Genomic DNA, 21687 nt, shown 5'->3' with positions numbered 1-21687 from the left:
CGCTGGCGCTCGCTCCTCAACCACCGGTGGTTGAGGAGGGCCCGTCTCGAAACCACGCTCAGTGCCGGGCGCGGCTGCTCAACCCCGGCAGGTCGTCGAGCCTGCCCTCGATGAGCGCGATCCGCTTCCGCCGGCCCCAGCCCTGGATGCGTTTCTCCATGGCGAACGCCTCCTCGACACAGTCGAACTCAGCCGCCCACACGAGGCGCACCGGGCGCCGGTGTCGCGTGTACGCCGCACCGAGGCCTTGCTGGTCCTGGCTCAGTCGCAGCGCCAGGTCGGTCGTGCTGCCCGCGTAGAACGTGTCGTCGGAGCACTCGAGGAGGTACGCCCAGGCCATGCCTCGAGCCTGCGCGGTTGCGGGCCGGTGCGCAACGACGGTTGACTGCCGCTGTGGAGGGCGTGGTTTCGAGACGCTCGCTGGCGCTCGCTCCTCAACCACCGGGGCCGCTGGCGCTCGCTCCTCACCCACCGGGGTACGGCGGTCAGGCGCCTCCGCCGCCGGCCTTGCGGCGGTGCATCTTCGGGGCCGCCCCGCCGGCGACCTCCGGACCGTGCGCCTTCTCGTGCCCGTGCGACTGGCCGTCGGCCTCGCTGGGGTGGTTCGCGGCGTTCTTCCGGTCGAGCGCCTCGCGCATCTTCGCCTTCAGGTCGGCGTTGGCATCGCTCGCGTCCGTCATGGACCCTCCTCGATCGTCGCGTCCAGTGCCCCCACCCTGCCACCCGGGAGACGTCGGGCCAAGGGACTTTCGACCGACCCGGTACCGTCGAGTCGTCATGCACCGAATGCCCCTTCCCCGCCTTGCCGCCCTGCTCCTCGTCGGATCCCTCGCCCTCACCGCCTGCGGTGAGGACGACCCGCGCTCCGCCTCCTCCGGAGGTCCCGCCACCTCCAGCGCCGCGTCGGAGTCCCCCACCGAGTCCCCGTCGGCGGCGGTCAGCGAGGCGCCCAGGGCCGACCTGAAGGGCGACATCGTCGGCAAGGGCTACGCGTTCGACCTTCCCGGGGGATGGGTCGACACCACCAAGCAGGCCCGCGAGCTCCAGGCCTCGATCGACACCGCGGCCGCGGAGAAGGAGGCCGACGACGGGTTCTCCGACAACCTCAACGTCGGCTACCAGGCAGGGTCCACGGCCACCCTCGACCAGCTGGAGGCGGCGGTCCCCGGCCAGCTCGCCAACCTGGTCCAGAAGGGCGACCTCGACGTGCTGCCGCGCACCGAGCTCGGCGGCGTCGAGGCGATCCACCACCGCGCGCCCGCGAAGCTCGGCAGCACCGAGTACTTCCTCGAGCAGTTCGCCGCCGTCACCGACAGCGGCGACGTCGCGATCGTGACGTTCTCGTTCAGCCGCGACGTCCCCGAGGCCCAGCGCGACAAGGTCATCGCCACGGTCACCGACTCGTGGCAGTGGGCCGCCTGACCCGCCGCACTCCCCCAGGTACGACGCGCGCCCGGAAGTGCCCGGGTGCTGTCCCGGAGTGAAGTCGGGACACCGCTCCCGTGCGTTCGGGACGCCCCACGCACGAGGCTCGGAGGCACCAACCAACGCCTCCCGAGGAGCCCGTCGTGACCATCCAGATCGAGACCCCGACCACCCCGCGGCCACCGCTCGTGCCACCCATCCGGGGTCGCGCCCGCTGGACCGCTGCCGTCCTCCTGACCGCCGGCGCCCTGCTCCAGGACGTCGAGTTCGTGCTCGAGCCCGCCTCGTCGGGGTCGTCCGCCGACCGCATCGCCTGGTGGGCCGACCACCCCACCCAGATCGCCCTCTCCCAGGCTGCCGGGATCCTGGCGCTCCCGTTCCTGCTCGGCTCGTTCTGGACCATGGCGAGGCTTACCCGGACCCACGCCCGCCGCACGACGGCCGTCGCGGTCACCATGCTGACCTGCGGCATGGTCGGGCTCGCCGACGTCCACGGCGTCGAGATGGCCGCGAACTGGCTCGTCCAGTCCGGGCACGACGAGGCCGCGCTGGCCGTCCTCGACGTCTCCAGCCCGACCGTGGCCGGCGCCGCCGTGTTCGTCCTGTTCATCATCGGCGCGATGGTGGGCTCGATCGTGCTGCTGGTCGCCCAGGTCCGCTCGCCGTACGTCCCGCGCCTGGCGCCGGTCCTCCTGCTGACCTTCATGGTGCTCGACTTCGCCCTGGGCAGCGGCGTCGCCGGGCACGCCGCCGGGCTCGCCTCGGGCGCGGTCCTCGCCTGGGCGGTCGTCACCGGCTACACCAGACCGCCTCGCCCGGCGAAGGCGGAGCGAGCACACTCGGGAACGTGACCACTGCTCGTCGCGGCACGGTGGCCCCCCTGGTCGCAGGGGCGGCCACCGTGCTCTGCGCCGGGACCACCATCGTGCTGCTGCTCCTCACCGACAGCGGCGTGGCGGACTGGCTCGCGGGCAACCAGGCCAACCAGTGGCTCGGTGGCCTCTGCCTCGGCCTGACCGGCGCGCTGGTCCTGCACGCCGAGCCGCGCAACCTGCTCGGGCCGCTCATGTCGGCGGCCGGCACGGTCGCCCTGGTCTCGGCGATCGGCTTCCAGGTGGCCGACCTGGCCGACCCCGGTACGGCGGTCCGCGGCGTCGCCGCCTGGTGCGGATCGGTCCTGTGGCTGCCGCCGTTCCTGACCCTGCTGGCCGCGCTGCCGCTGCTGTTCCCGGACGGCCGGCTCCGGTCGCCGCGCTGGCGCTGGCCGGCGTACGTCGCGGCCACCGCGGGCGCGGTCGCCGTCGTGTCGTTCGCGACCAGCCAGTACGCCCTCGACGACAGCGACTTCGCCGACGTCCACAACCCGCTTGACCTGCCGGTCCCCGACTCCGTGCAGGTCGCGGTCGCCACCGCCGGGATCCTTCTGTGCCTGCTGGTCGGGCTGGCCGGCGTGGTCGGTCTCTTCCTCGCGATGCGGGCGGTCGGCGCACCGCAACGGGCCCGGTACGCCTGGTTCGTCGCCTCGCTGCTGCTCGGTGCCGCCGCCTCGTTCCTGCCGGTCCCCGACTGGACCAGCTTCCTGCTCACCATCGCGGCGTACGTCGCGCTCGGGGTCGGCATCGTCCGCTACCGGCTCTTCGACATCGAGGTCGCGCTGTCCCGGGCCGTCGTCTACGGAACCCTCACGCTGCTCGCGCTCGGGGTCTACTTCGTGGCGGTGGCCGCACTGGGGACCGGCGCCGACGGCGGACTGCTGCCGGCCCTGCTCACGGCGGTCGCGGCGCTGCTGCTCGCCGGCGGCCGGCAGCGGCTGCAGCGGTGGGTCGACCACGCGATGTACGGCGACCGCGACCCGGACCGGGCGCTGGCCGCGCTGGGCGACCGGCTGGGCTCGACGATGGACCCCGACGACGTGCTGCCGGCGACGGTGGAGGCGGTCCGGGCGTCCTTCCACCTGCCCTGGGCCGCGGTGCGGCTCAGCGGCGAGGAGGCGCCGGCGTACGCCTCCGGGGAGCGCCCGGAGGGCAGCGCGGAGTTCCCGCTCGCCCACGCCGGCGAGGACGTCGGCGTGCTGGAGGTGGGGCTGCGCCGCGGCGAGCGCACCCTGTCCGACGCGGACACGGCGGCGCTCACGGCGTTCGCCCGGCAGGCCGCGGTGGCCGCGCACGGCGTCCGCGCGACTCGTGAGGTGCGCCGGTCCCGCGAGCGGATCGTCGTGGCCCGGGAGGAGGAGCGCAGCCGCATCCGGCGCGACCTCCACGACGGGCTGGGGCCTGCCCTGGCCGGGATCTCGCTGGGCCTCGAGACCGCGAGCCGGTCCGCCGCCGGCACGCCGCGGGCCGCGGAGATGCTCGACGACCTGCGCCAGGACACCACCGCGTGCGTCGACGACATCCGCCGGATCGTGGCGGACCTGCGTCCGCCGGCCCTCGACAACGACGGGTTGATGGGGGCGCTGCGCACCCACGCCGAGCACCTCACGGCGCGGACCGGCGGCACCCTGCAGGTCCGGATCGGCGAGAACGGGTGGCAGCACCGGCTCCCGCCGGCCGTCGAGGTAGCGGCGTACCGCATCGCGACCGAGGCGATGACGAACACGGCCCGGCACGCGGCGGCCCGGCACTGCGAGATCTCCTGCCACCACGACGAGGAGCACGGGCGGCTGCACCTCGAGATCGCGGACGACGGCACCGGCGCCCCGCCCGCGCGACCCGGCACCGGACTGACGTCGATGCGCGAGCGGGCCGAGGAGCTCGGCGGCACCTGCATGGTCGTGTTCCGGGTCGGCTCCGGCACCCGGGTGGTCGCCGACCTGCCCTGCGCCGGGGCGGGTGCGTCGTGATCCGGGTCGTGGTCGCGGACGACCACCCGGTCTTCCGCCGCGGCCTGGTCGGGGTTCTCGGGGAGGCCGACGACGTCGACCTGGTCGCGGAGGCAGCGGACGGCGAGCAAGCCGTCGACGTCGCAGTCAGGGAACGTCCGGACGTGGTGCTGATGGACCTCAACATGGCCGGCACCGGCGGGGTCGAGGCCACGCGCCGGATCGCGGACGCCGCGCCCGAGGTGGCGGTGCTGGTGCTCACGATGCATGACGACCGGGACTCGGTCGGCGCAGCCCTCCGCGCCGGCGCCCGCGGCTACCTCGTCAAGGGTGCCGGCGGCGAGCGCATCGTCGAGGCGGTGCGGGCCGTCGCCGCTGGGGAGGCGGTCTTCGGGGCCGACGTGGCCGGGCAGGTGCTCGGACGGCTGGCCGACCAGCGGGCCCCCCGGGAGGGGCCGTTCCCGACGCTGACCGAGCGGGAGCTCGAGGTGCTGGACCTGATCGCCGGCGGCCGCTCGAACACCGAGATCGCCCGGACCCTGGTGCTCTCGGACAAGACCGTGCGCAACCACGTCTCGAACATCTTCGCCAAGCTCGGTGTCCCGGACCGGGCGCAGGCGATCGTGCGGGCCAGGCAGGCCGGGCTCGGGTGACCAGGGCGCGCCGACGGCGCGGAGTCGGCCCACCGACCCCGCGCAGTCCGTCGTACGTCAGCCGGCCGGCTTCGCGTAGGCCGCGACGCCGGTGTCGAGGATGACGCACGGCGCGTCTCCGACCACCCAGGCGTCATGGCCGGGCTCGATGCGGACGACGTCGCCCTCGCCGACGGTGGACTCGCTGCCGTCGTCCATCCGGATCGTCATCGTGCCGGAGAGGCAGATCCCGGTGTGGAGCACCTGGCAGGAGTCCGTGCCGGCGATCGGCTTCACGTCGGCGGACCAGCGCCAGCCCGGCTCGAACACGCCCTTGCCGAGGGTGAAGTCACCGAGCGTCACGACGTCCATGTGCCCGTGCGCGTGGAACGGCCGGGTCTCGTGCGGCTTGTCGATGCTGCGTGACTCGACAGCGGTCATGGAAACACCTCCCTGATCGGAACGGTGGCCCTCCGCGGTCACCGTCCACGGTAGGCCGCGCGGACCGGACAGGCCCGCACGGACCGGGCGGTGCTAGACATCTCCCGCCGCGTCGTCCGGCAGAGCACTCAGCGCTGCGCGTACTCCTTGAGCAGGCTCCGGCCGATGATCATCTTCTGGATGTCGGCGGTGCCCTCGCCGATCAGCAGGAACGCCGCTTCCCGGTAGAGGCGCTCGATCTCGTACTCCTTGGAGTAGCCGTAGCCGCCGTGGATGCGGAACGACGCCTCGACGACCTCGTTGCAGTACTCCGCGGCGAGGTACTTCGCCATGCCGGCCTCGACGTCGTTGCGCTCGCCGCGGTCCTTGAGGCGGGCGGCGCGGACCATCATCGCGTGCGCGGTCTCGACCTTGGTGGCCATCTCCGCGAGCCGGAACAGGATCGCCTGGTGGTCGGCGATCTTCTTGCCGAACGTCTCGCGCTGCTGGGAGTAGGCGATGCCGAGCTCGAACGCGCGGTTCGCGACGCCGACCGCGCGGGCGGCCACGTTGACGCGGCCGACCTCGACGCCGTCCATCATCTGGTAGAAGCCCTGGCCGGGCTCGCCGCCGAGGATCTGGTCCGCGGAGATCGGGTGACCCTCGAACACCGCCTCGGTGGTGTCGACGCCCTTGTAGCCCATCTTGTCGATCTTGCCGGGGATGGTCAGGCCGGGCGCGGTCTCGCCGAACCCGGGCTCCTTCTCGACCAGGAACGTGGTCATGTTGCGGTAGACCGAGTCGGCACCCTCGTCGGTCTTGACCAGCACCGCGATCAGGTTGGACGAGCCGCCGTTGGTCAGCCACATCTTCTGGCCGGTGATCGTGTAGCCGCCGTCGTCGCCCTTCACGGCCTTGGTCTTGATGGCGGAGACGTCGGAGCCCAGCGAGGGCTCGGACATCGAGAACGAGCCGCGGACCTCACCGGCGGCCATCTTCGGGAGGTACCTCTGCTTCTGCTCCTCGGTGCCGTGCTGCATGAGCATGTAGGCCACGATGAAGTGCGTGTTGATGACGCCCGAGACCGACATCCAGCCGCGGGCGATCTCCTCGACGACCAGCGCGTAGGTGAGCAGGGACTCGCCGAGGCCGCCGTACTCCTCGGGGATCATCAGGCCGAAGATGCCGAGCTCCTTGAGGCCCTCGACGATCTCGGTGGGGTACTCGTCCTGGTGCTCGAGCTCGGTCGCGACCGGCAGGATCTTGTCGTTGACGTACTGCCGGACGGTCTTGACGATCTCCTCCTGGATGTCGGTCAGACCGTCGGTCTCGCAGAGCCGCGCCATGGTGAACCTTTCGCGTCAGGTCGATCGAGAGGGGTCGAGCGCTGCTGAGTCTAGGTGCGCGCCGACGCCCGTGGAGCGTGGGAAAGGTCACGCCGTCACGGCCTCGGGCAGCGGCGTCAGAAGCGCCCGAGGACCCGTCGTACGCCGGCCCGCGCGCGCCCGAGGAGGCGGCCGGCCGACCCGCCGGAGGCGGCGGTGAGGCGCCGGCGCTGGCGTCGTACGTCGACGAGCATGTCGGCGATCGTGGCCGCGGCCGCGTCGACCAGCTCGGCGTCGGTGACCGTGTCCGGGTGCCGCCGCGGCTCGAGCTCGGGCGGGGTGCGGAGGGCGTCGACCGAGCCGACCACGTGGTAGCCGGCGGCCTCGATCGCGGCCAGGCCGCGCTCGCCGCGCTCGCGCAGCTCGGCGACCCGCGCCGGGGACGGCCAGAACCGCTCGCCCCCGCGCGGCACCAGCTTGTCCTGGGCGAGGTAGCCGCGGATCCAGACGCCCTTGTCGACCGGCGCGCTGAACTCGCCGAGGTGCGGGTTGATCCGCCGCAGCAGCTCGACCTCCACCACGCCGAGGGACTCGTTGGGCTGGGAGACGGTGGTGTCGCAGGAGTCGGGGTCGACGTCGAGCAGCCCCGCGAACCGGCGCCAGAGCGCGTCCTTGGGCTCGTCGCGGCCGGGCAGCGTCACGAGGTGCACGTGGCCCCGCGGCAGTGGGCCGCCCCAGCGCTCGAGGACGTCGGCGAGGTCGTTGGTGTCCCAGCCCCACTCGTCGGACGGGTCGCCGCCGGTCCCGGGTGGATAGGTGTCGATCGGTCCGGTGGCGCCGTTCTTGACCCACTCCTGCCAGCGCGCGGTGACCAGGCCGACGATCTCGCGGGCGGTGACCACGACGTGCACCTCGGCGTCACCGAGGTCGGCCACGGCCCGGCGTACCTGCTCGGCGCTGGCGCCGGCGAAGAACTCGTGGCTGATCAGCGCGGTGCCGGACCACGCGCGGGTCTCGGCCAGCAGCTGGTCCCACGCCTTGTGCGCGTCGGGGTGCCGCCGGTCGAGCCCCTTCTCCTCGCGCACCACGCCGCTGGCCCACAGGTGCTGGCGCGGTCCGAACCCGGGCAGCAGCACGCCCTGCTCGCGCAGGACGTCCTTGTTGGCCCACGCGATGGACTGGAGGTACGTCGTGCCGGTCTTGGGGAGCCCGACGTGCAGGAGGACCCGGCGTGCCATCGACGAACGGTCAGCCGAGGTTCTTGGTGTAGCGCTCCATCACCTCGGTGATGCGCGCCTCGTCGCGCCGCGCCACGGGCAGCAGCAGCTCCTGGACCACGTCGGTCAGCTCCGCGAGCCGCAGGTTGAGCTGCCGGCACTCCTGGACCTCGGCCTCGAGCTCGGTCACCCGGGCCGAGAGCTTGACCATGTCCACCCGGGCGCCGCCGGCCTGGCGGACCTTGTTCACCCCGCGGGAGAGCTTCGTGCGCACGTTCATGCCTGCCATTCGACCACCAATCGACAGATCCGACGACGTCCGGCACGCGGGCGTCGCTGTTGCGTCCCCGGGCGACGGCCCAGGTTCTTGTCCTCGCGGGCCACGACCGTGGCGCCACGCGCCTCGAGCTCGCTGATCACGACCTCGGGCGAGAGCGGGTGCAGGTGACGTCGCCGGGCGAACCCGGCCCCCACCGGCCGCTGGCCGTCCTGCTCGGGGACCAGGAACTCGAGGTAGAGCCGGCCGCCCCCCGACAGGACCATCTGGGCGAACCGCCAGAGGTTCTGCCGGCCGACCGGGTTGGTCGCGTCGGCGACGTGGCGGGCGGTCACGATGCGCGGGCCGTCGTGCGGGGCGTGGGCCAGCCGCGCGCCCCAGCCGAGGACCTGGCGCAGCTCGAGCAGGTTGAACGTGTGGTACGTCGCGGGCACGCCGGCCTCGCGGGCCTGCTCGGCGAGGCGCTCGGCTCCGCGCGGGGAGTAGTCGAGCCCCACCGCCGGCACGCCGTTCTCCGCGAACCAGTAGGGGTCGACGCCACGACCGGTGCCGACGTCGACGACCTCGGCGATGTCCGCCTCGCGCTCGCGCACCCAGCGGGCCAGCCCGCTCGGCTGGATCCGGGGCGCCGTGCGCCGGTGCGCCGAGGAGTAGATGCGGTCCCACTCCTCACGCTTGATGCGGGTGCCGCGGAACCAGCCGTTGAGACGGCGATGGGTCGAGCGCGGGGTCTCGAAGTGGAACGCCGGGTCCGGCACCCGCCAGTGCGGGCCGTAGGTGGCGGCGAGGAAGCGGTCGGTGTCGGCGGGTGCCGGCAGCGTGCGTCCCTCGAGCGTCGTGGTGCCAAGCGGGAAGATCCAGTCACGCTCGAACGGGGTGCGGATCTCGCCCATCAGGACCAGGTTCCCGTCGTGCAGGAAGCCGCCGAACACGTCGAGCCCGCGGACCGAGCCGTCGGCCTCGATCACGTCGACCTTGAACGCGGCCCCGCTGTAGCGGGTGATCCGGTACCCCATGTCGGCGAGCCGGCGCTGGATGCGGAACGACTCGCGGACCACGTCGACCGGGTGGGTGTGCTCGCTGACGTAGCCGAGGTCGGCGTCGCTGTCGTGGCCGATCAGCTTGCCGCCGCGCACCGCGCCGAGCAGCGTGCCGTACGCGGGGAACGCCTCGATCCCGGCCTTGCGCAGCGCCTGCAGCACCTCCTCGATGGAGTCCAGGAGCGGCGCGACGTGCTCCTCGCTGCGGGTGTCGAAGGTCTGGGCGAGGCGGTTGCTCTTGTCGAGTCCGAGCGGCTTGCCCTCGGCGTTGACGACCGCGATCCGGGTCCCGGGGGCGGCCCGGCCGAGCGTGACCTCCTGCTCGAACACCGTGGTCCCCGAGACGTGCTCGACCAAGGCGAGCGTCGTCGTACCCCGGAGGAAGCGCTGGAGGGCCGGCGGCCAGGCGACGAACTGCCCGCCGTCACGCTCGACGCCGTCGCGGATCAGCCAGAACGACCAGATCCGGCGGCCGTCGAAGAGCACGTCGAGGACGACCTCGCTGCGGGTGGCGGCGAAGATCCCGTCGTCGTCGACGTGGACGCGCGACACCGAAGCCATGCGACGCGGGCTCTCTTTCCGTAGCGTGGGGGGACAGGGCGGGAGCGTACTCCTCCTGTGCCCCGAGTCACGCCTCGCCGGCGCTCTCCCGGCTCGCCCGCAGCTCCCGGGCCGCCTGCCGGACCACCACACCCCGCTCGTAGGAGCGGCGCGCGAGCAGGGTGACCGCCTCCAGGGCGGCGTCGAGCAGGTCCTCGGCCGGCACGTCGTACGACGCCGGGGCGTCGGGGTGCTCCCCGTGCAGGTCCGCGAGGTCCCCGACCACGTGGAACCCCCCGGTGGACAGCGTCTCGACCAGCCAGTCGTTCTCGGCCCGGGCCAGCGCCAGGGCCTCCCCCTCGAGCGCCGGCCGGATCGTCGACGAGCGACGGGACAGCTCGCCGTCGGCCAGGAACCTCTTGATCTCGCCGCGCTGCACCGGCACCGGGAGCTCGGGCTCGCGGGCGTTGACGCGGCGCAGCATCTCGGTGGCCACGAAGTCCAGGGAGGTGTTGCGGCGCTCGGCCTCGAGGGTGTCCATGGCGCGGGGGTCGACCCCCAGCACCGAGCAGAACCGCTCGAACAGGCGCTCCCGGGGGCCGCCCGGCGGCGGGACGGTCACGACGTGGATGCGCTCCGGCGGCACCACCGGCGGCCAGATCGTCAGCACCCGACGGATCCTCCGGCGCTGCTGCAGGCGGTAGGGGTCGGCGACGCCGTGGGCGCAGAAGTCCGGCCAGCTGCGCGTGCCGCCGTTCTTGACGTACTCCTGCCAGGCCGACGGCTCGGCCGCGACCAGGTCGCGCACGGTCACGACCAGGTGCACGTCGGCACCGGCCAGCGACTCGACGAAGGCGGCGACGTCCTCCCGCCGGGCCACCAGCGAGTAGCGCTCGGAGCTGAGCACCGCGCCCCGGGTCGGCGCGGCCTCGACCAGCTTGACCACCTTCGCCCACCTGTCGGTCGGGACCCGACCGGTCCGCTTCGACTTCGCGCCGCTGATCTCGCTGGCGGCGTCGTAGTGGAGCCGATGCCGGCCGATCACGGTCACGCCCTGCCGGGCGAAGGCGTCGCGGTTGGCGTAGAGCAGGGCCTGGAGGTACGTCGTCCCGGTCTTGGGCAGCCCGATGTGGGCGAAGACTCTCGACGGCACCGTTGTCCCTCCTGCCGACCCGCTGGATGGAACCCCCGTGCACGGCATCCTATGCAGGCGGCGCCTTCAGGGTGCCCCGGGCGATCGCGTGCACCTGGCCGGAGACGTGGCAGGCGGTGGCCCGCCCGTCCGTCGCGTCGACCCGGCCGGTGAGGCGCGAGGGCCGGCCCATCTCGACACCCTGCCGGATCCGGTAGCCGCCCCCGTCGGGCAGCACGCCCCTCGCGACCAGGGCCATCCCGAGCCCGGCGGCCGCGGAACCGGTGGCGGCGTCCTCGGCGCCGAGCAGGCCGGGGACGAAGACCCGGGCATGCACGTCGACCGGGCCGCCCACCCGCGCCGGCTGCGTCACCGCGACCAGGTTCACGCCGTCGCAGAGGTCCCGCAGCACCGGCCACCCGTCGTACGTCTCGAGGCGCCGGGTGCCGAGCCGGGCCCGCCCGAGTGCCTCCTCGACCACGGGGACGTGGGTCCAGCCGAGGCCGCAGCCGGCCACCCAGGCCTCGCCGGCCAGGTCGCCGGGCGCGAGTCCGTGGTCGCCGAGGATCGCGTGCACCAGGGGCTCGGGCAGCGGCCCGGCCAGCTCGCTCGGGGTCGCGGACAGCTCGACCCAGTCGCCGTCGAACGCGACCCGCACCTCGCCGGCACCGCAGTGCTGCACCACCGCGCCGCCGTCGATCTCGCCGCGCTCGCGGAGCACCCAGGCGGTGCCGAGCGTCGGGTGGCCGGCGAACGGGATCTCCGCGCTCGGGGTCAGGATCCGGACGTCGTACGCCGACCGGGAGCGGGCGGTGGGGAACGTGGTCTCGGAGTAGCCGAACTCCTGCGCAATCGCCAGCCGCTGTGCATCGGTGAGGTCGGCGCCGCCGTGGACGACCGCGAGCTGGTTGCCGGCGTACGGCGACTCGGCGAACACGTCGACGACGTCGAAGGCGAGCTGGTCGGGAGCCATGCCTGCAGACGCTAACGTGTGTGCCCGTGAGCACCGCCCCCTCCCGCGTCTTCGCGGCCCGCCTCGTCGGGCTGCCGATCTTCGACCCCCAGGGCGACCAGGTGGCCAAGGTCCGGGACTTCGTGGTGGCGCTCCGCTCGGAGGCCAGCCAGCCGCGGGTGCTCGGGATGGTGGCCGAGGTGTTCGGCCGGCGGCGGATCTTCGTGCCGATGACCAGGGTCACCAACATCGACAGCGGGCAGGTCTACACCACCGGACTGCTCAACATGCGCCGCTTCGAGCAGCGGCCCACCGAGACGCTCCTGATCGGCCAGATCCTCGACCGCACCGTCGGCATCAAGGGCAGCGAGGTCACCGGCACCGTCTTCGACGTGGCCATGGAGCAGGCCCGCACCCGCGACTGGGTGCTCAGCCGGGTCGCCCTCCAGGAGCCGAGCCGCGGCTTCCGCCGGCGCGGGCAGACCCACGTGGTCGAGTGGAGCGAGGTCACCGGGCTCATCAGGAGCGAGGAGTCGCAGGGCGCCACCCACCTGCTGGCGGCGATCCAGGAGATGCGCCCGGCCGACGCGGCGAGCATGATCCACGACCTCCCCCCGGCCCGCCGTTCGGCGGTCGTGGCGGCGCTCGACGACGAGCGGCTCGCCGACGTGCTGGAGGAGCTGCCGGAGGAGGACCAGGTCGAGATCCTCGGCCACCTCGACTCCGAGCGCGCCGCCGACGTCCTCGAGGAGATGTCCCCCGACGACGCCGCCGACCTCATCGCCGACCTGCCGCCGGAGACCGCGGCGACGCTGCTCGGGCTGATGGAGCCCGAGGAGGCCGAGGACGTGCGGCGCCTGATGTCGTACGTCGAGAACACCGCGGGCGCGATGATGACGCCCGAACCGGTCATCCTCGGCCCGGACGCCACCATCGCCGACGCGCTGGCCCACGTGCGCAACCCGGAGCTGACCCCGTCGCTGGCCGCGCTGGTCTACGTCTGCCGGCCGCCGCTCGAGACCCCGACCGGCAAGCTGCTCGGCGTCGCGCACATCCAGCGGTTGCTCCGCGAGCCGCCCTCGACGCTGGTCGCCGGCGCCCTCGACGTCTCGATGGAGAACCTCCCCCCGGAGGCCTCGATCGACGAGGTCGCCGCCCACCTCGCGACGTACAACCTGGTCGCGGCGCCGGTCGTCGACGACAACGGCCACCTCCTCGGGGCGGTCACCGTCGACGACCTGCTCGACCACATGCTCCCCGAGGGCTGGCGCGACCGGGCCACCCGTCCGCTGACGCCGCAGGCCCGGCGCCCGGGGGTGGGCCGTGGCTGAGCGCCGTACCCGCCTCGACACCCCGCTCGAGACCCGCCGCCCCCTGGTTCGGCGCCCGGAGTACGACTCCGAGATGTTCGGGGTGTTCGCCGAGCAGTTCGCCCGGTTCATGGGGACCGCCCGGTTCCTCGCCTACATGACGCTGTTCGTCGCGATCTGGATCGGCTGGAACATCCTGGCGCCGGCGGACCTGCGGTGGGACGACTACCCGTTCATCTTCCTCACGCTGATGCTCAGCCTCCAGGCGTCGTACGCCGCGCCGCTGATCCTGCTCGCCCAGAACCGGCAGGAGTCGCGCGACAAGGTGCTCGCCGAGCAGGACCGCCAGGCGAACACCCGGGCGCACGCCGACATGGAGTTCCTCGCCCGCGAGGTCGCCTCGCTGCGGATGTCGGTCGGCGAGGTGACCACCCGCGACTTCCTGCGCTCGGAGCTCAGGGGTCTGCTCAGCGACCTCGACGAGCGGGCCGCCGCCGCGGAGTCCCCCGACGGGGAGCCGGCACCGAGAGGCGGTGACGAAGGCCACGACGCCGACGGCGTCCGGCCCTCGGGCACCACGTAGGCTTGGGGATCATGAGCAGCCCCACCCTCGAGCAGGTCACCGCCGCGCTCGCGACGGTCAACGACCCCGAGATCAAGCGTCCCATCACCGAGCTCGACATGGTCGACTCGGTCGACGTCGCCGACGACGGCAGCGTGTCGGTCAAGGTGCTGCTCACCGTCGCCGGCTGCCCGCTCAAGGACACCATCAACCGCGACGTCACCGCCGCCGTCCAGGCGGTCCCCGGCGTCACCTCGGTCGCCCTCGAGCTCGGCGTGATGACCGCCGAGCAGCGCGCACACCTCCAGCAGACCCTCCGCGGCGGCCAGGCCCAGCGGGAGATCCCGTTCGCCCAGCCCGGCTCGCTGACCAAGGTGTTCGCCATCGCCAGCGGCAAGGGCGGAGTCGGCAAGTCCTCGGTCACCGTCAACCTCGCCGTCGCCATGGCCGGGCAGGGGCTCAAGGTCGGCATCGTGGACGCGGACATCTACGGCCACTCGGTGCCCGCGATGCTCGGTGTCGGGGACGAGCGGCCCACCCAGGTCGAGGACCTGATCATGCCGGTGCCGACCGCCTCCGGCGTCTCCGTGATCTCGATCGGCATGCTCAAGCCGCGCCGCGACCAGGTCGTCGCCTGGCGCGGCCCGATGCTCGACCGGGCGCTCGTCCAGATGCTGTCCGACGTCTACTGGGGCGACCTCGACGTGCTGCTGCTCGACCTCCCGCCGGGCACCGGCGACGTCGCGATCTCGCTCGGCCAGCACCTGCCGAACGCCGAGGTCGTCGTGGTCACCACCCCGCAGGAGGCCGCGGCCGAGGTGGCCGAGCGGGCCGGCACGATGGCGTCGATGATGCACCAGCGCGTGGTCGGGGTGGTCGAGAACATGTCGTTCCTCCCCTGCCCGCACTGCGGCCCCGAGCACCAGATCGACGTGTTCGGCTCCGGCGGCGGCGAGCGGGTGGCGACGACCCTCTCCGCCCGCTTCGGGTACGACGTGTCCGTGCTCGGCCGGATCCCGCTCGACCTGTCCCTCCGCGAGGGCGGGGACACCGGCAAGCCGATCGTCGAGGCCGACCCCACCGCGCCGGCCGCGGCCGAGCTGACCAGGGTCGCCGAGGGCCTCTCCGGCCGTGGCCGCGGCCTCGCCGGCATGCAGCTCGGCCTCACCCCGTCGTCCAGGTTCTGACCCGTGTTCGGCATCGGGCTCCCGGAGCTGACGGTGATCCTCGTGGTCGCCGTGTTCGTGTTCGGGCCCGAGCGGCTGCCTGAGTTCGCGCGCCAGGCCGGCCGGTTCCTGCGCCAGATGCGCACCTATGCCGACGCCGCCCGTGACGACATCCGCCGTGAGCTCGGCCCGGACTTCGCCGACCTCGAGCTGCGCGACCTCGACCCCCGCACGATCGTCCGCAAGCACATCCTCGAGGCGATGGACGAGGACGACGAGCCCCCGCTCCGCGCCGGCCTGCGCCCCCTCGCCGACGGCGAGCTCCCGCCGTACGACATCGACGCCACCTGACCGCCGAGCGGCCAGCTCTTGCGCAATGGCTGGCCGCTCGACCCGCCATTCCTGGCCGCTCGGGCGGGGTGGGTCAGAGGGGGTGGGTCAGAGGGGGTGGGTCAGAGGGGGTGGACGGCGGCGAGGGCGGTGAAGGCGACCAGCACCGGACCCGTCCTCGTCCCGGGTGGAGTCTCACCGAGGTGGGCCTCGACGAAGTCGGCGCCGACCCGGCCCAGGCGCGCGTCGTACGTCGTGCCGTCGCGCAGCAGCAGCCGGCACGGGTCGCGGGCCTCGGCCACCCGGCGCAGCGCGGAGCCGAGGCCGAGTCTCGCGGTCACCGGCCAGGCGGCCTCGGCGACCGACCGGGCGGGGAGCCCGCGGACCACCTGGACCGCCGGCAACCGCACGATCCAGCCCTGGCCGGCGACGTCGAGCAGGCACCAGCCGGCCGCCACCCGCTGCAGGGTGCCCTCCAGCGCGCCGACGCCCTCGACGGTCAGGGAGACCGGGGCACCGACCGCAGCCATCAGCCGTGCTGCCAGCGCGACCTCGGCGTACGCCGACCGGGCCTGCTCGGCCACCTCCCCCTCACGCTCCGCCGCAAACGCCGCCTCCGCCTGCTGCTCGAGGTCGTCGAAGAGCGCGAACAGCTGCTCCTCCCAGCGAGGGTCCCGAGTCATGGGCCGACCCTCACCGGCCGGACCGCGCGGTGTCAACATCCGGACCGCGACCACGAGTCAGCCGGTGCCACCGCCGGCGTGCGTCTCGACGTAGTCCTCGACGTGCTTCCGCCACAGCTCGATGGACCGGGGGGTCTCGGACTGCACGTCCCCCACCGGCCAGTCGGCGTACATGACCGCGGCGTCGCGCGGGTAGGCCTTGCTCACCCAGTCCACGAACGGGCCCCACATCTGCTGTCCGAACCCGTTCGCGCCGGGGCTCTGGACCTGACCGGCCTCCACGATCTTCCCGTCCTTGACGGCGAACGAGAACGTGTTCAGGTCGTAGGGTCCCTTCCCGAGCTGGTCGGAGCCGAAGGCGTGGAGCTTGTAGGCACACGACACGTAGGTCCCCTCGGACGACCTCCGGATGGTGTCGCAGCTGTCGAGCAGGAACTTCGCCTGGACCGCCTCCAGCCAACGGTTGCCCCGCTGCCAGTGGTCGTCGCCGTACTGGTCCACCCACAGGTCGAGGACGGCGTCGTCGGCCAGGTAGGAGGCGGCACGCTCCCGGTCGAAGGAGCCGTAGGCGTCGACGAACGCGGCGGCGGTCTGCTCGGCCCCGCGCTCCTGCGCCGGAGGGGCAGGCTGGGAGTCGCGGGAGACCGTGCCCGGCAGCCAGGCGATCAGTGCCGCGGCGGCAGCGACCGCCACGAGCCCTCCCGCTGCCCAGCCCTTCCGGCGCCGCTTCGCCTGTCGCTCGGTGTCGGCCTCGAACCTCGTCAGGAGCTCGTCGGTGCGTGTCTCGTTCATGGCGTCCTCCGCGTGCTGGTCGAGCACCGCTGCCAGCCGGCGCTCCAGCTCTGATGTGGTCATGACCCCGCCTCCATGGATCGGGCGAGGGCGTCGATTCCTCGACTGGCATGCCTCTTGATCGAGCCCGGGGACACCTGGAGCGTCTCGGCGATCTCGGCTTCGGACTGGTCGAGGTAGTAGCGCAGCACGAGCACCTGGCGCTGGCGGGTCGGAAGCCGCGTCAGCGCGCGCCACAGGCGGTCGGCCTCGTCGTGCTCGATGGCGCCCTGCTCGGCGGACTCGAGCGTCTCGGCCCGCGGGACCATCATCAGTCGGCGGGTGGCGGCCCGCTGTCCGCCGCGCAGCCGGTCGCGCCCGCCGTTGACGACGGCCCGGTTAAGGTAGGCGACCGCGGCGTTGGGGTCGCGCAGGTGCCGCCACCGTCGGTAGAGACCGACGAACGCGTCCTGGACGACGTCCTCGGCGACTGCCCGGTCGTCGACGAGGAGGGCCGCGAGCCCGACCAGGCGCCGGTGCTGGCTCCGGAAGAGGCTCGCGACCGCGTCCGCGCGCCCGAGCCCGGCGAGCTCGTCGGCCGCTCGCACCTCGTCCACGTGGCTCACGCCCCTCATGACCGATCAGACGTCTCAGCGTGGCGCCGGTTGACCGGAGCGGACAAGAGGGCCCGGAACGGCCTGTCCGGTCCAGAACTCCGACCTGTGGAAGGTCGATTGACAACTTCGACGAACAAGCCTTGACTGAAGCAAACGCAAGCAAACGAAGGCATCGGACATGTTGACTCGGCGACGTGAGAGCGGCCGGCCCTCGGGGTCCCCGGCTTCCTCGCTCACCCGCTGCCTGCTCGTCGAGACCACGGCCACCGCCGCGGCGACGGTCGTCCTGCGCCTCCTGTCCCCCGACCTGGCCTCCCTGCGGCACGCGGTCCCCGCGGGCGCCCCGTTCGACGTCCTTCTCGCCAAGGTCGCGGCGGTGTCGCTCGCGGCGTGCGTGCTGTGGGCGTGGATGGCCACGACCGCCGTCGTGGTCGAGGCGGTGACGGGCGTGCGGGTGCAGCGCGGCGGCTGCCCCCGCGTCGTACGGCGCGCGGTGCTGCTCGCCTGCGGCGTCGCCCTCGTCGCCGGCACCACCCCCGCGAACGCCACCACGGACGGACCGAGCGCCGTCGCCGAGGCGCGGGCCCCCGGCGGCGAGGACCGCTCGATCCTGGCCGGCCTGCCGATGCCCGACCGTCCGGCGGGCCCGGCGCGCCCGACCGTCGCCCCCACCCCCGTGCTTGCGGCCCGCCCACCGCACGACCCGGTCGCACCCCGGCACGGCGAGGTCGTCGTCCGGCCCGGCGACACGCTCTGGGACATCGCGGCGCGCGACCTCCCCGCCGAGGCTCCGCCCGCGGCGGTGTCCCGGCACTGGCAGCGGATCTGGACGGCCAACCGGGCCACGGTCGGCGCCGACCCCGACCTGCTCCGACCCGGCACCGCCCTCCGGCTGCCACCGCGAAAGGACGCCTGATGTCACCGTTCCACGACAACGTCACGCCGCTCCCGGGCCACCGCCCCGGCTGGTCCGCGCTCACCAGCATCCAGGGCACGCTCGCGCTCGACCTCGAGCCCGACCTCGGCCCGCCGTGGACCCCGGACACTCTGCCGCTGGAGGGCGCCGACGTCGTCCCGGTCGCCGCCAGCACCCGCCGCGACCTGCACCGCTGGGCGATGACCTTCCTGCAGGCGGTCGTCGAGGTGATCGGCGGCGACCGCCCCGCCGCCCAGCTGGTGCGCTGGACGGTCCCCGACGTCCACCAGAAGCTCGCCTACCGGGCCGGCGTCGTCGCCCGCGCCGGGGTGCACCAGGCCGGCCAGGGGCGCGGGCGTCGGCCCGTGGTCCGACCCCAGGTCGAGAACGTCCGCACCTGCTTCGTCGACGACGCCGTGGTGGAGGTGTGCGCGCGAGTTCGGTACGGCGAGCGGAACCGGGCCGTCTGCGGGCGGCTGGAGCTGATCGCGGGCAGGTGGCAGTGCGTGGTTCTCGAGTTCGGGTAGGCCTCAGCCGTCCTCACCGTTTCCGGCCAACCCGCTCGGGCTGGTCGGGATGCGCCGGCTGCGGACCCCGGTCACCTCGCCGAGGCATCAGTTCTCGTCGCTCCGCTGGCGCTCCGCGACAAGAACGGACCCTCGGCTCCTGACCCGCGTCCCCGGCTCTCGCTCGCTGCGCTCGCTCAGCCGTTGACGCGGGTCGTGAGGCCAGTCGGACCCCCGGGCGCACCGTGGCACTTCTTGTACTTCTTGCCGGAGCCGCACGGGCAGTCGGCGTTGCGGCCGACGCCGGCGAACGGGTCGTCCGCGGTGGTGACGGTGCCCCCCTGCGCGGTCGCGTCGCCGCCCTCGTCGGGACCGGAGTACGAGAGGTTCTGCGGCTGCTTGGGGGCCTCGAGGCCCTTGGCCTTGATCCGCAGGGCCTCCCTGCGCTCCTCCTCGGCGGCAGCGGCGACCGCCTCCGCCTCGGCGACGACGTCAGCCTCCTCGTCGGTCTCCTCCTCGAACTCGACCTGGAGGTTGAAGAGGAAGCCGACCGACTCCTCCTTGATGCCGTCCATCATCGCCGCGAACATGTCGAAGCCCTCGCGCTGGTACTCCACGAGCGGGTCGCGCTGCGAGTAGGCCCGCAGGTAGATCCCCTCGCGGAGGTAGTCCATCTCGTAGAGATGGTCGCGCCACTTCCGGTCGAGCACCGACAGCACCACGCGGCGCTCGAGCTCGCGGAGGTTCTCCGCGCCGATCTCGCCCTCGCGCACGTCGTACGCCGTCTGGGCGTCCTTCTTCAACGTCTCGATGAGCTCCTCGCGGGTCAGGTTGGCCTTGCCACCCGCCTGTGCCTCGAGCTTCGCGCGGTCGACGGAGACCGGGTAGAGCTGCTTGAGCGCGGTCCACAGCGCCTCGAGGTCCCACTCCTCGGCGAAGCCCTCGGTGGACCCCACGACGTAACCCTCGATCACGTCGTCGATGAAGCCGCGCATCTGGGTCTCGAGGTCAGCGCCCTCGAGCACCTCCCGCCTCTCGCCGTAGATCACGTGACGCTGGCGGTCCATGACGTCGTCGTACTTGAGGACGTTCTTGCGGGACTCGAAGTTCTGCGACTCGATCTGGCCCTGGGCGTTCGCGATCGCGCCGGTGACCCGCTTGTTCTCGATGGGCACGTCGTCCGGGACCTTGAGCACGGTCAGCACCCGGTCCACCCAGTCGGACTTGAACAGCCGCATCAGCTCGTCCTGGAGGGAGAGGTAGAAGCGGGACTCGCCCGGGTCGCCCTGACGACCGGACCGACCGCGGAGCTGGTTGTCGATGCGGCGGGACTCGTGGCGCTCGGTGCCGACCACGTAGAGGCCGCCGAGCCCCTTCACCTCGTCGTGCTCGTTGGCCACCTGCTCCTTGATCCGCTCCACCATGGACGGCCACGCGGCTTCGTACTCCTCGGAGGACTCCACCGGGTCGAGGCCCTGCTTGCGCAGCTCGGCGTCGGCGAGGAACTCCACGGAGCCGCCGAGCATGATGTCGGTGCCGCGTCCGGCCATGTTGGTGGCGACCGTGACCGCGCCCTTGTGGCCCGCGAGCGCGACGATCTTCGCCTCGTCCGCGTGGTGCTTGGCGTTCAGGACGGTGTGCGGGATGCCCTTCTTCTTCAGCAGCCCGCCGAGCAGCTCGGACTTCTCGACCGAGACGGTGCCGACCAGGATCGGCTGGCCCTTGCCGTGCCGCTCGGCGATGTCCTCGACGACCGCGAGGTACTTCGCCTCCTCGGTGCGGTAGACGAGGTCGGGCTGGTCGGCACGGACGAACGGCTTGTTGGTCGGGATCGGCACCACGCCGAGGCCGTAGATCTTGTCGAACTCCGAGGCCTCGGTCATGGCGGTACCGGTCATGCCGGAGAGCTTGGTGTAGAGGCGGAAGTAGTTCTGCAGGGTGACGGTCGCGAGCGTCTGGTACTCCTCGCGGACGGTCACGCCCTCCTTGGCCTCGATCGCCTGGTGCAGGCCGTCGTTGTAGCGGCGGCCGGCCAGCATGCGGCCGGTGTGCTCGTCGACGATGAGCACCTCGCCGTCCATGACGACGTACTCCTTGTCGCGGCGGAACAGCTCCTTGGCCTTGATGGAGTTGTTGAGGAAGGAGATGAGCGGAGTGTTGACCGAGTCGTAGAGGTTCTCGATGCCGAGGTGGTCCTCGACCTTGGTGATGCCCGGCTCGAGCACCGAGATCGTGCGCTTCTTCTCGTCGGTCTCGTAGTCGACGTCCTTGGTCAGGGTGCGCGCGACCTTGGCGAACTCGGCGTACCAGCGGACCTCGTCCTGCGTGGGGCCGGAGATGATCAGCGGCGTGCGGGCCTCGTCGATGAGGATCGAGTCGACCTCGTCGACGATCGCGAACGAGTGGCCGCGCTGCACGCAGTCCTCGATCGAGGAGGCCATGTTGTCGCGGAGGTAGTCGAAGCCGAGCTCGTTGTTGGTGCCGTAGGTGATGTCGCAGTTGTAGGCCTCGCGACGCTCGGACGGCTTCATCTCCGGCAGGATCACGCCGGTCGAGAGACCGAGGAAGTGGTGGATGCGGCCCATCCACTCGGCGTGGTACTTCGCGAGGTAGTCGTTGACGGTGACCACGTGGACGCCCTCGCCGGCCAGGGCGTTGAGGTACGCCGGCAGGGTCGCGACCAGGGTCTTGCCCTCGCCGGTCTTCATCTCGGCGATGTTGCCGAAGTGCAGCGCGGCGCCGCCCATGATCTGCACGTCGTAGTGGCGCTGGCCGATCACCCGGCGGGCGGCCTCGCGCACCGTCGCGAACGCCTCCGGCATGATGTCGTCGAGCGTCTCGCCCTTGGCCAGGCGCTCCTTGAACTCCGGGGTCAGGGCCCGGAGCTCGGCGTCGCTCATCGCCGTGAAGTCGTCCTCGATGGCGTTGACGGCCTTGGCGACGCCCTCGAGCTGGCGCAGGATCTTGCCTTCGCCGATGCGGAGGATCTTGTCGAGAATGGCAGGCACGGTGATGAGCTCCTGGAGGGGCGGCGAACCCGGTGTC

At 72.6% G+C, this 21687-nt stretch carries 23 protein-coding genes; 10 read left to right on the top strand and 13 right to left on the bottom strand.

Translation table 11 applies throughout. The features are described from left to right. Positions 1 to 58 precede the first annotated feature (58 nt). Both EKO23_RS03665 and EKO23_RS03660 read right to left on the bottom strand, forming a co-directional pair. Positions 59 to 340: a GIY-YIG nuclease family protein gene (locus EKO23_RS03665; RefSeq protein ID WP_134714167.1), complete on the bottom strand. Its 282-nt coding sequence runs from the start codon at positions 338 to 340 to the stop codon at positions 59 to 61. Between the two features lie 145 nt (positions 341 to 485). After that, the gene (locus EKO23_RS03660) at positions 486 to 680 is read right to left on the bottom strand and encodes a DUF5302 domain-containing protein (RefSeq protein WP_134714165.1); all 195 of its coding nucleotides are present in this window, start codon (positions 678 to 680) and stop codon (positions 486 to 488) included. Positions 681 to 786: 106 nt separating this feature from the next. Here EKO23_RS03660 and EKO23_RS03655 point away from each other — a divergent pair, with 106 nt between their 5' ends. The 4 genes from EKO23_RS03655 to EKO23_RS03640 all read left to right on the top strand — a co-directional run bounded on the left by EKO23_RS03655 (position 787) and on the right by EKO23_RS03640 (position 4899). Next, on the top strand, positions 787 to 1422 hold the full coding sequence (locus EKO23_RS03655; RefSeq protein WP_167880308.1) for a hypothetical protein: 636 nt from the start codon (positions 787 to 789) through the stop codon (positions 1420 to 1422). Positions 1423 to 1568: 146 nt separating this feature from the next. Beyond that, the gene (locus EKO23_RS03650) at positions 1569 to 2276 is read left to right on the top strand and encodes a hypothetical protein (RefSeq protein ID WP_134714161.1); all 708 of its coding nucleotides are present in this window, start codon (positions 1569 to 1571) and stop codon (positions 2274 to 2276) included. Next, a complete protein-coding gene (locus EKO23_RS03645; RefSeq protein WP_134714159.1) occupies positions 2273 to 4267 on the top strand; it encodes a sensor histidine kinase in 1995 nt (664 codons plus the stop codon). The genes EKO23_RS03650 and EKO23_RS03645 overlap by 4 nt, the downstream gene beginning before the upstream one ends. Continuing rightward, positions 4264 to 4899 (top strand): response regulator, encoded by a 636-nt coding sequence (locus EKO23_RS03640; RefSeq protein WP_246050877.1) that lies wholly within the window; start codon positions 4264 to 4266, stop codon positions 4897 to 4899. Before EKO23_RS03645 ends, EKO23_RS03640 begins: the two co-directional genes overlap by 4 nt. A gap of 57 nt (positions 4900 to 4956) precedes the next feature. Here the strand turns inward: EKO23_RS03640 and EKO23_RS03635 are convergent, their stop codons facing one another. The 7 genes from EKO23_RS03635 to EKO23_RS03605 all read right to left on the bottom strand — a co-directional run bounded on the left by EKO23_RS03635 (position 4957) and on the right by EKO23_RS03605 (position 11802). Next, positions 4957 to 5319 (bottom strand): cupin domain-containing protein, encoded by a 363-nt coding sequence (locus tag EKO23_RS03635; protein WP_134714157.1) that lies wholly within the window; start codon positions 5317 to 5319, stop codon positions 4957 to 4959. A gap of 128 nt (positions 5320 to 5447) precedes the next feature. Continuing rightward, on the bottom strand, positions 5448 to 6644 hold the full coding sequence (locus EKO23_RS03630; protein ID WP_134714155.1) for an acyl-CoA dehydrogenase family protein: 1197 nt from the start codon (positions 6642 to 6644) through the stop codon (positions 5448 to 5450). A 116-nt stretch (positions 6645 to 6760) separates the two neighbouring features. After that, positions 6761 to 7861, bottom strand: coding sequence for a hypothetical protein (locus tag EKO23_RS03625; protein ID WP_134714153.1), 1101 nt, complete (start codon positions 7859 to 7861; stop codon positions 6761 to 6763). 10 nt (positions 7862 to 7871) lie between these two features. Then, positions 7872 to 8120 carry a DUF6752 domain-containing protein gene (locus EKO23_RS03620; RefSeq protein WP_246050876.1) on the bottom strand — a complete coding sequence of 83 codons (249 nt, stop codon included), beginning with the start codon at positions 8118 to 8120 and terminating at the stop codon, positions 7872 to 7874. Then, entirely contained in the window at positions 8117 to 9709 is a 1593-nt protein-coding gene (locus EKO23_RS03615) for a class I SAM-dependent methyltransferase (protein WP_134714151.1), read from the bottom strand. Before EKO23_RS03615 ends, EKO23_RS03620 begins: the two co-directional genes overlap by 4 nt. Positions 9710 to 9785: 76 nt before the next feature. Then, entirely contained in the window at positions 9786 to 10850 is a 1065-nt protein-coding gene (locus EKO23_RS03610; RefSeq protein ID WP_134714149.1) for a hypothetical protein, read from the bottom strand. A 49-nt stretch (positions 10851 to 10899) separates the two neighbouring features. Beyond that, entirely contained in the window at positions 10900 to 11802 is a 903-nt protein-coding gene (locus EKO23_RS03605) for a PhzF family phenazine biosynthesis protein (protein WP_134714147.1), read from the bottom strand. 26 nt (positions 11803 to 11828) lie between these two features. On the opposite strand from EKO23_RS03605, the gene EKO23_RS03600 reads away from it, so the two are divergent. From EKO23_RS03600 to EKO23_RS03585, 4 genes are read left to right on the top strand one after another with little or no spacing between them, the layout of a single operon-like run. After that, positions 11829 to 13112: a magnesium transporter MgtE N-terminal domain-containing protein gene (locus tag EKO23_RS03600; protein WP_134714144.1), complete on the top strand. Its 1284-nt coding sequence runs from the start codon at positions 11829 to 11831 to the stop codon at positions 13110 to 13112. Then, positions 13105 to 13674, top strand: a complete 570-nt coding sequence (locus EKO23_RS03595) for a DUF1003 domain-containing protein (protein WP_134714142.1) — start codon at positions 13105 to 13107, stop codon at positions 13672 to 13674. The genes EKO23_RS03600 and EKO23_RS03595 overlap by 8 nt, the downstream gene beginning before the upstream one ends. An 11-nt stretch (positions 13675 to 13685) precedes the next feature. Beyond that, entirely contained in the window at positions 13686 to 14840 is a 1155-nt protein-coding gene (locus EKO23_RS03590) for an Mrp/NBP35 family ATP-binding protein (protein WP_134714140.1), read from the top strand. A 3-nt stretch (positions 14841 to 14843) separates the two neighbouring features. Next, positions 14844 to 15170 (top strand): sec-independent translocase, encoded by a 327-nt coding sequence (locus tag EKO23_RS03585; protein WP_134714138.1) that lies wholly within the window; start codon positions 14844 to 14846, stop codon positions 15168 to 15170. 101 nt (positions 15171 to 15271) lie between these two features. Here EKO23_RS03585 and EKO23_RS03580 read toward each other — a convergent pair whose 3' ends face one another. The 3 genes from EKO23_RS03580 to EKO23_RS03570 are packed head-to-tail and all read right to left on the bottom strand — an operon-like array spanning position 15272 to position 17229. Then, positions 15272 to 15832: a hypothetical protein gene (locus EKO23_RS03580; RefSeq protein ID WP_134714136.1), complete on the bottom strand. Its 561-nt coding sequence runs from the start codon at positions 15830 to 15832 to the stop codon at positions 15272 to 15274. A gap of 57 nt (positions 15833 to 15889) precedes the next feature. Next, positions 15890 to 16687 (bottom strand): hypothetical protein, encoded by a 798-nt coding sequence (locus tag EKO23_RS03575; protein ID WP_134714134.1) that lies wholly within the window; start codon positions 16685 to 16687, stop codon positions 15890 to 15892. Next, the gene (locus EKO23_RS03570) at positions 16684 to 17229 is read right to left on the bottom strand and encodes a SigE family RNA polymerase sigma factor (protein WP_217702432.1); all 546 of its coding nucleotides are present in this window, start codon (positions 17227 to 17229) and stop codon (positions 16684 to 16686) included. The genes EKO23_RS03575 and EKO23_RS03570 overlap by 4 nt, the downstream gene beginning before the upstream one ends. Positions 17230 to 17398: 169 nt before the next feature. On the opposite strand from EKO23_RS03570, the gene EKO23_RS03565 reads away from it, so the two are divergent. Together EKO23_RS03565 and EKO23_RS03560 are read left to right on the top strand one after the other, a co-directional pair. After that, entirely contained in the window at positions 17399 to 18136 is a 738-nt protein-coding gene (locus EKO23_RS03565; protein ID WP_134714130.1) for a LysM peptidoglycan-binding domain-containing protein, read from the top strand. Beyond that, a complete protein-coding gene (locus EKO23_RS03560; RefSeq protein WP_134714128.1) occupies positions 18136 to 18663 on the top strand; it encodes an Rv3235 family protein in 528 nt (175 codons plus the stop codon). The genes EKO23_RS03565 and EKO23_RS03560 overlap by 1 nt, the downstream gene beginning before the upstream one ends. Before the next feature lie 176 nt (positions 18664 to 18839). On the opposite strand, the gene secA is transcribed toward EKO23_RS03560, so the two are convergent. Continuing rightward, complete coding sequence (secA, locus tag EKO23_RS03555; protein ID WP_134714126.1) at positions 18840 to 21650, bottom strand: preprotein translocase subunit SecA; 2811 nt, start codon at positions 21648 to 21650, stop codon at positions 18840 to 18842. Positions 21651 to 21687 lie beyond the last annotated feature (37 nt).

Source organism: Nocardioides guangzhouensis, assembly GCF_004519545.1.
In the GTDB taxonomy this organism is placed as follows: domain Bacteria; phylum Actinomycetota; class Actinomycetes; order Propionibacteriales; family Nocardioidaceae; genus Nocardioides; species Nocardioides guangzhouensis.
The sequence above is the reverse complement of the archived record's forward strand: the minus strand, read 5'-3'. Positions and strand labels throughout refer to the sequence as shown.

What these genes read in the sequence shown, in the direction of transcription:
- EKO23_RS03665 (WP_134714167.1), bottom strand. Translation starts at nt 340, where the DNA reads ATGGCCTGGGCGTACCTCCTCGAGTGCTCCGACGACACGTTCTACGCG.
- EKO23_RS03660 (WP_134714165.1), bottom strand. Translation starts at nt 680, where the DNA reads ATGACGGACGCGAGCGATGCCAACGCCGACCTGAAGGCGAAGATGCGC.
- EKO23_RS03655 (WP_167880308.1), top strand. Translation starts at nt 787, where the DNA reads ATGCCCCTTCCCCGCCTTGCCGCCCTGCTCCTCGTCGGATCCCTCGCC.
- EKO23_RS03635 (WP_134714157.1), bottom strand. Translation starts at nt 5,319, where the DNA reads ATGACCGCTGTCGAGTCACGCAGCATCGACAAGCCGCACGAGACCCGG.
- EKO23_RS03630 (WP_134714155.1), bottom strand. Translation starts at nt 6,644, where the DNA reads ATGGCGCGGCTCTGCGAGACCGACGGTCTGACCGACATCCAGGAGGAG.
- EKO23_RS03625 (WP_134714153.1), bottom strand. Translation starts at nt 7,861, where the DNA reads ATGGCACGCCGGGTCCTCCTGCACGTCGGGCTCCCCAAGACCGGCACG.
- EKO23_RS03620 (WP_246050876.1), bottom strand. Translation starts at nt 8,120, where the DNA reads ATGAACGTGCGCACGAAGCTCTCCCGCGGGGTGAACAAGGTCCGCCAG.
- EKO23_RS03605 (WP_134714147.1), bottom strand. Translation starts at nt 11,802, where the DNA reads ATGGCTCCCGACCAGCTCGCCTTCGACGTCGTCGACGTGTTCGCCGAG.
- EKO23_RS03590 (WP_134714140.1), top strand. Translation starts at nt 13,686, where the DNA reads ATGAGCAGCCCCACCCTCGAGCAGGTCACCGCCGCGCTCGCGACGGTC.
- EKO23_RS03580 (WP_134714136.1), bottom strand. Translation starts at nt 15,832, where the DNA reads ATGACTCGGGACCCTCGCTGGGAGGAGCAGCTGTTCGCGCTCTTCGAC.
- EKO23_RS03575 (WP_134714134.1), bottom strand. Translation starts at nt 16,687, where the DNA reads ATGACCACATCAGAGCTGGAGCGCCGGCTGGCAGCGGTGCTCGACCAG.
- EKO23_RS03565 (WP_134714130.1), top strand. Translation starts at nt 17,399, where the DNA reads ATGTTGACTCGGCGACGTGAGAGCGGCCGGCCCTCGGGGTCCCCGGCT.
- EKO23_RS03560 (WP_134714128.1), top strand. Translation starts at nt 18,136, where the DNA reads ATGTCACCGTTCCACGACAACGTCACGCCGCTCCCGGGCCACCGCCCC.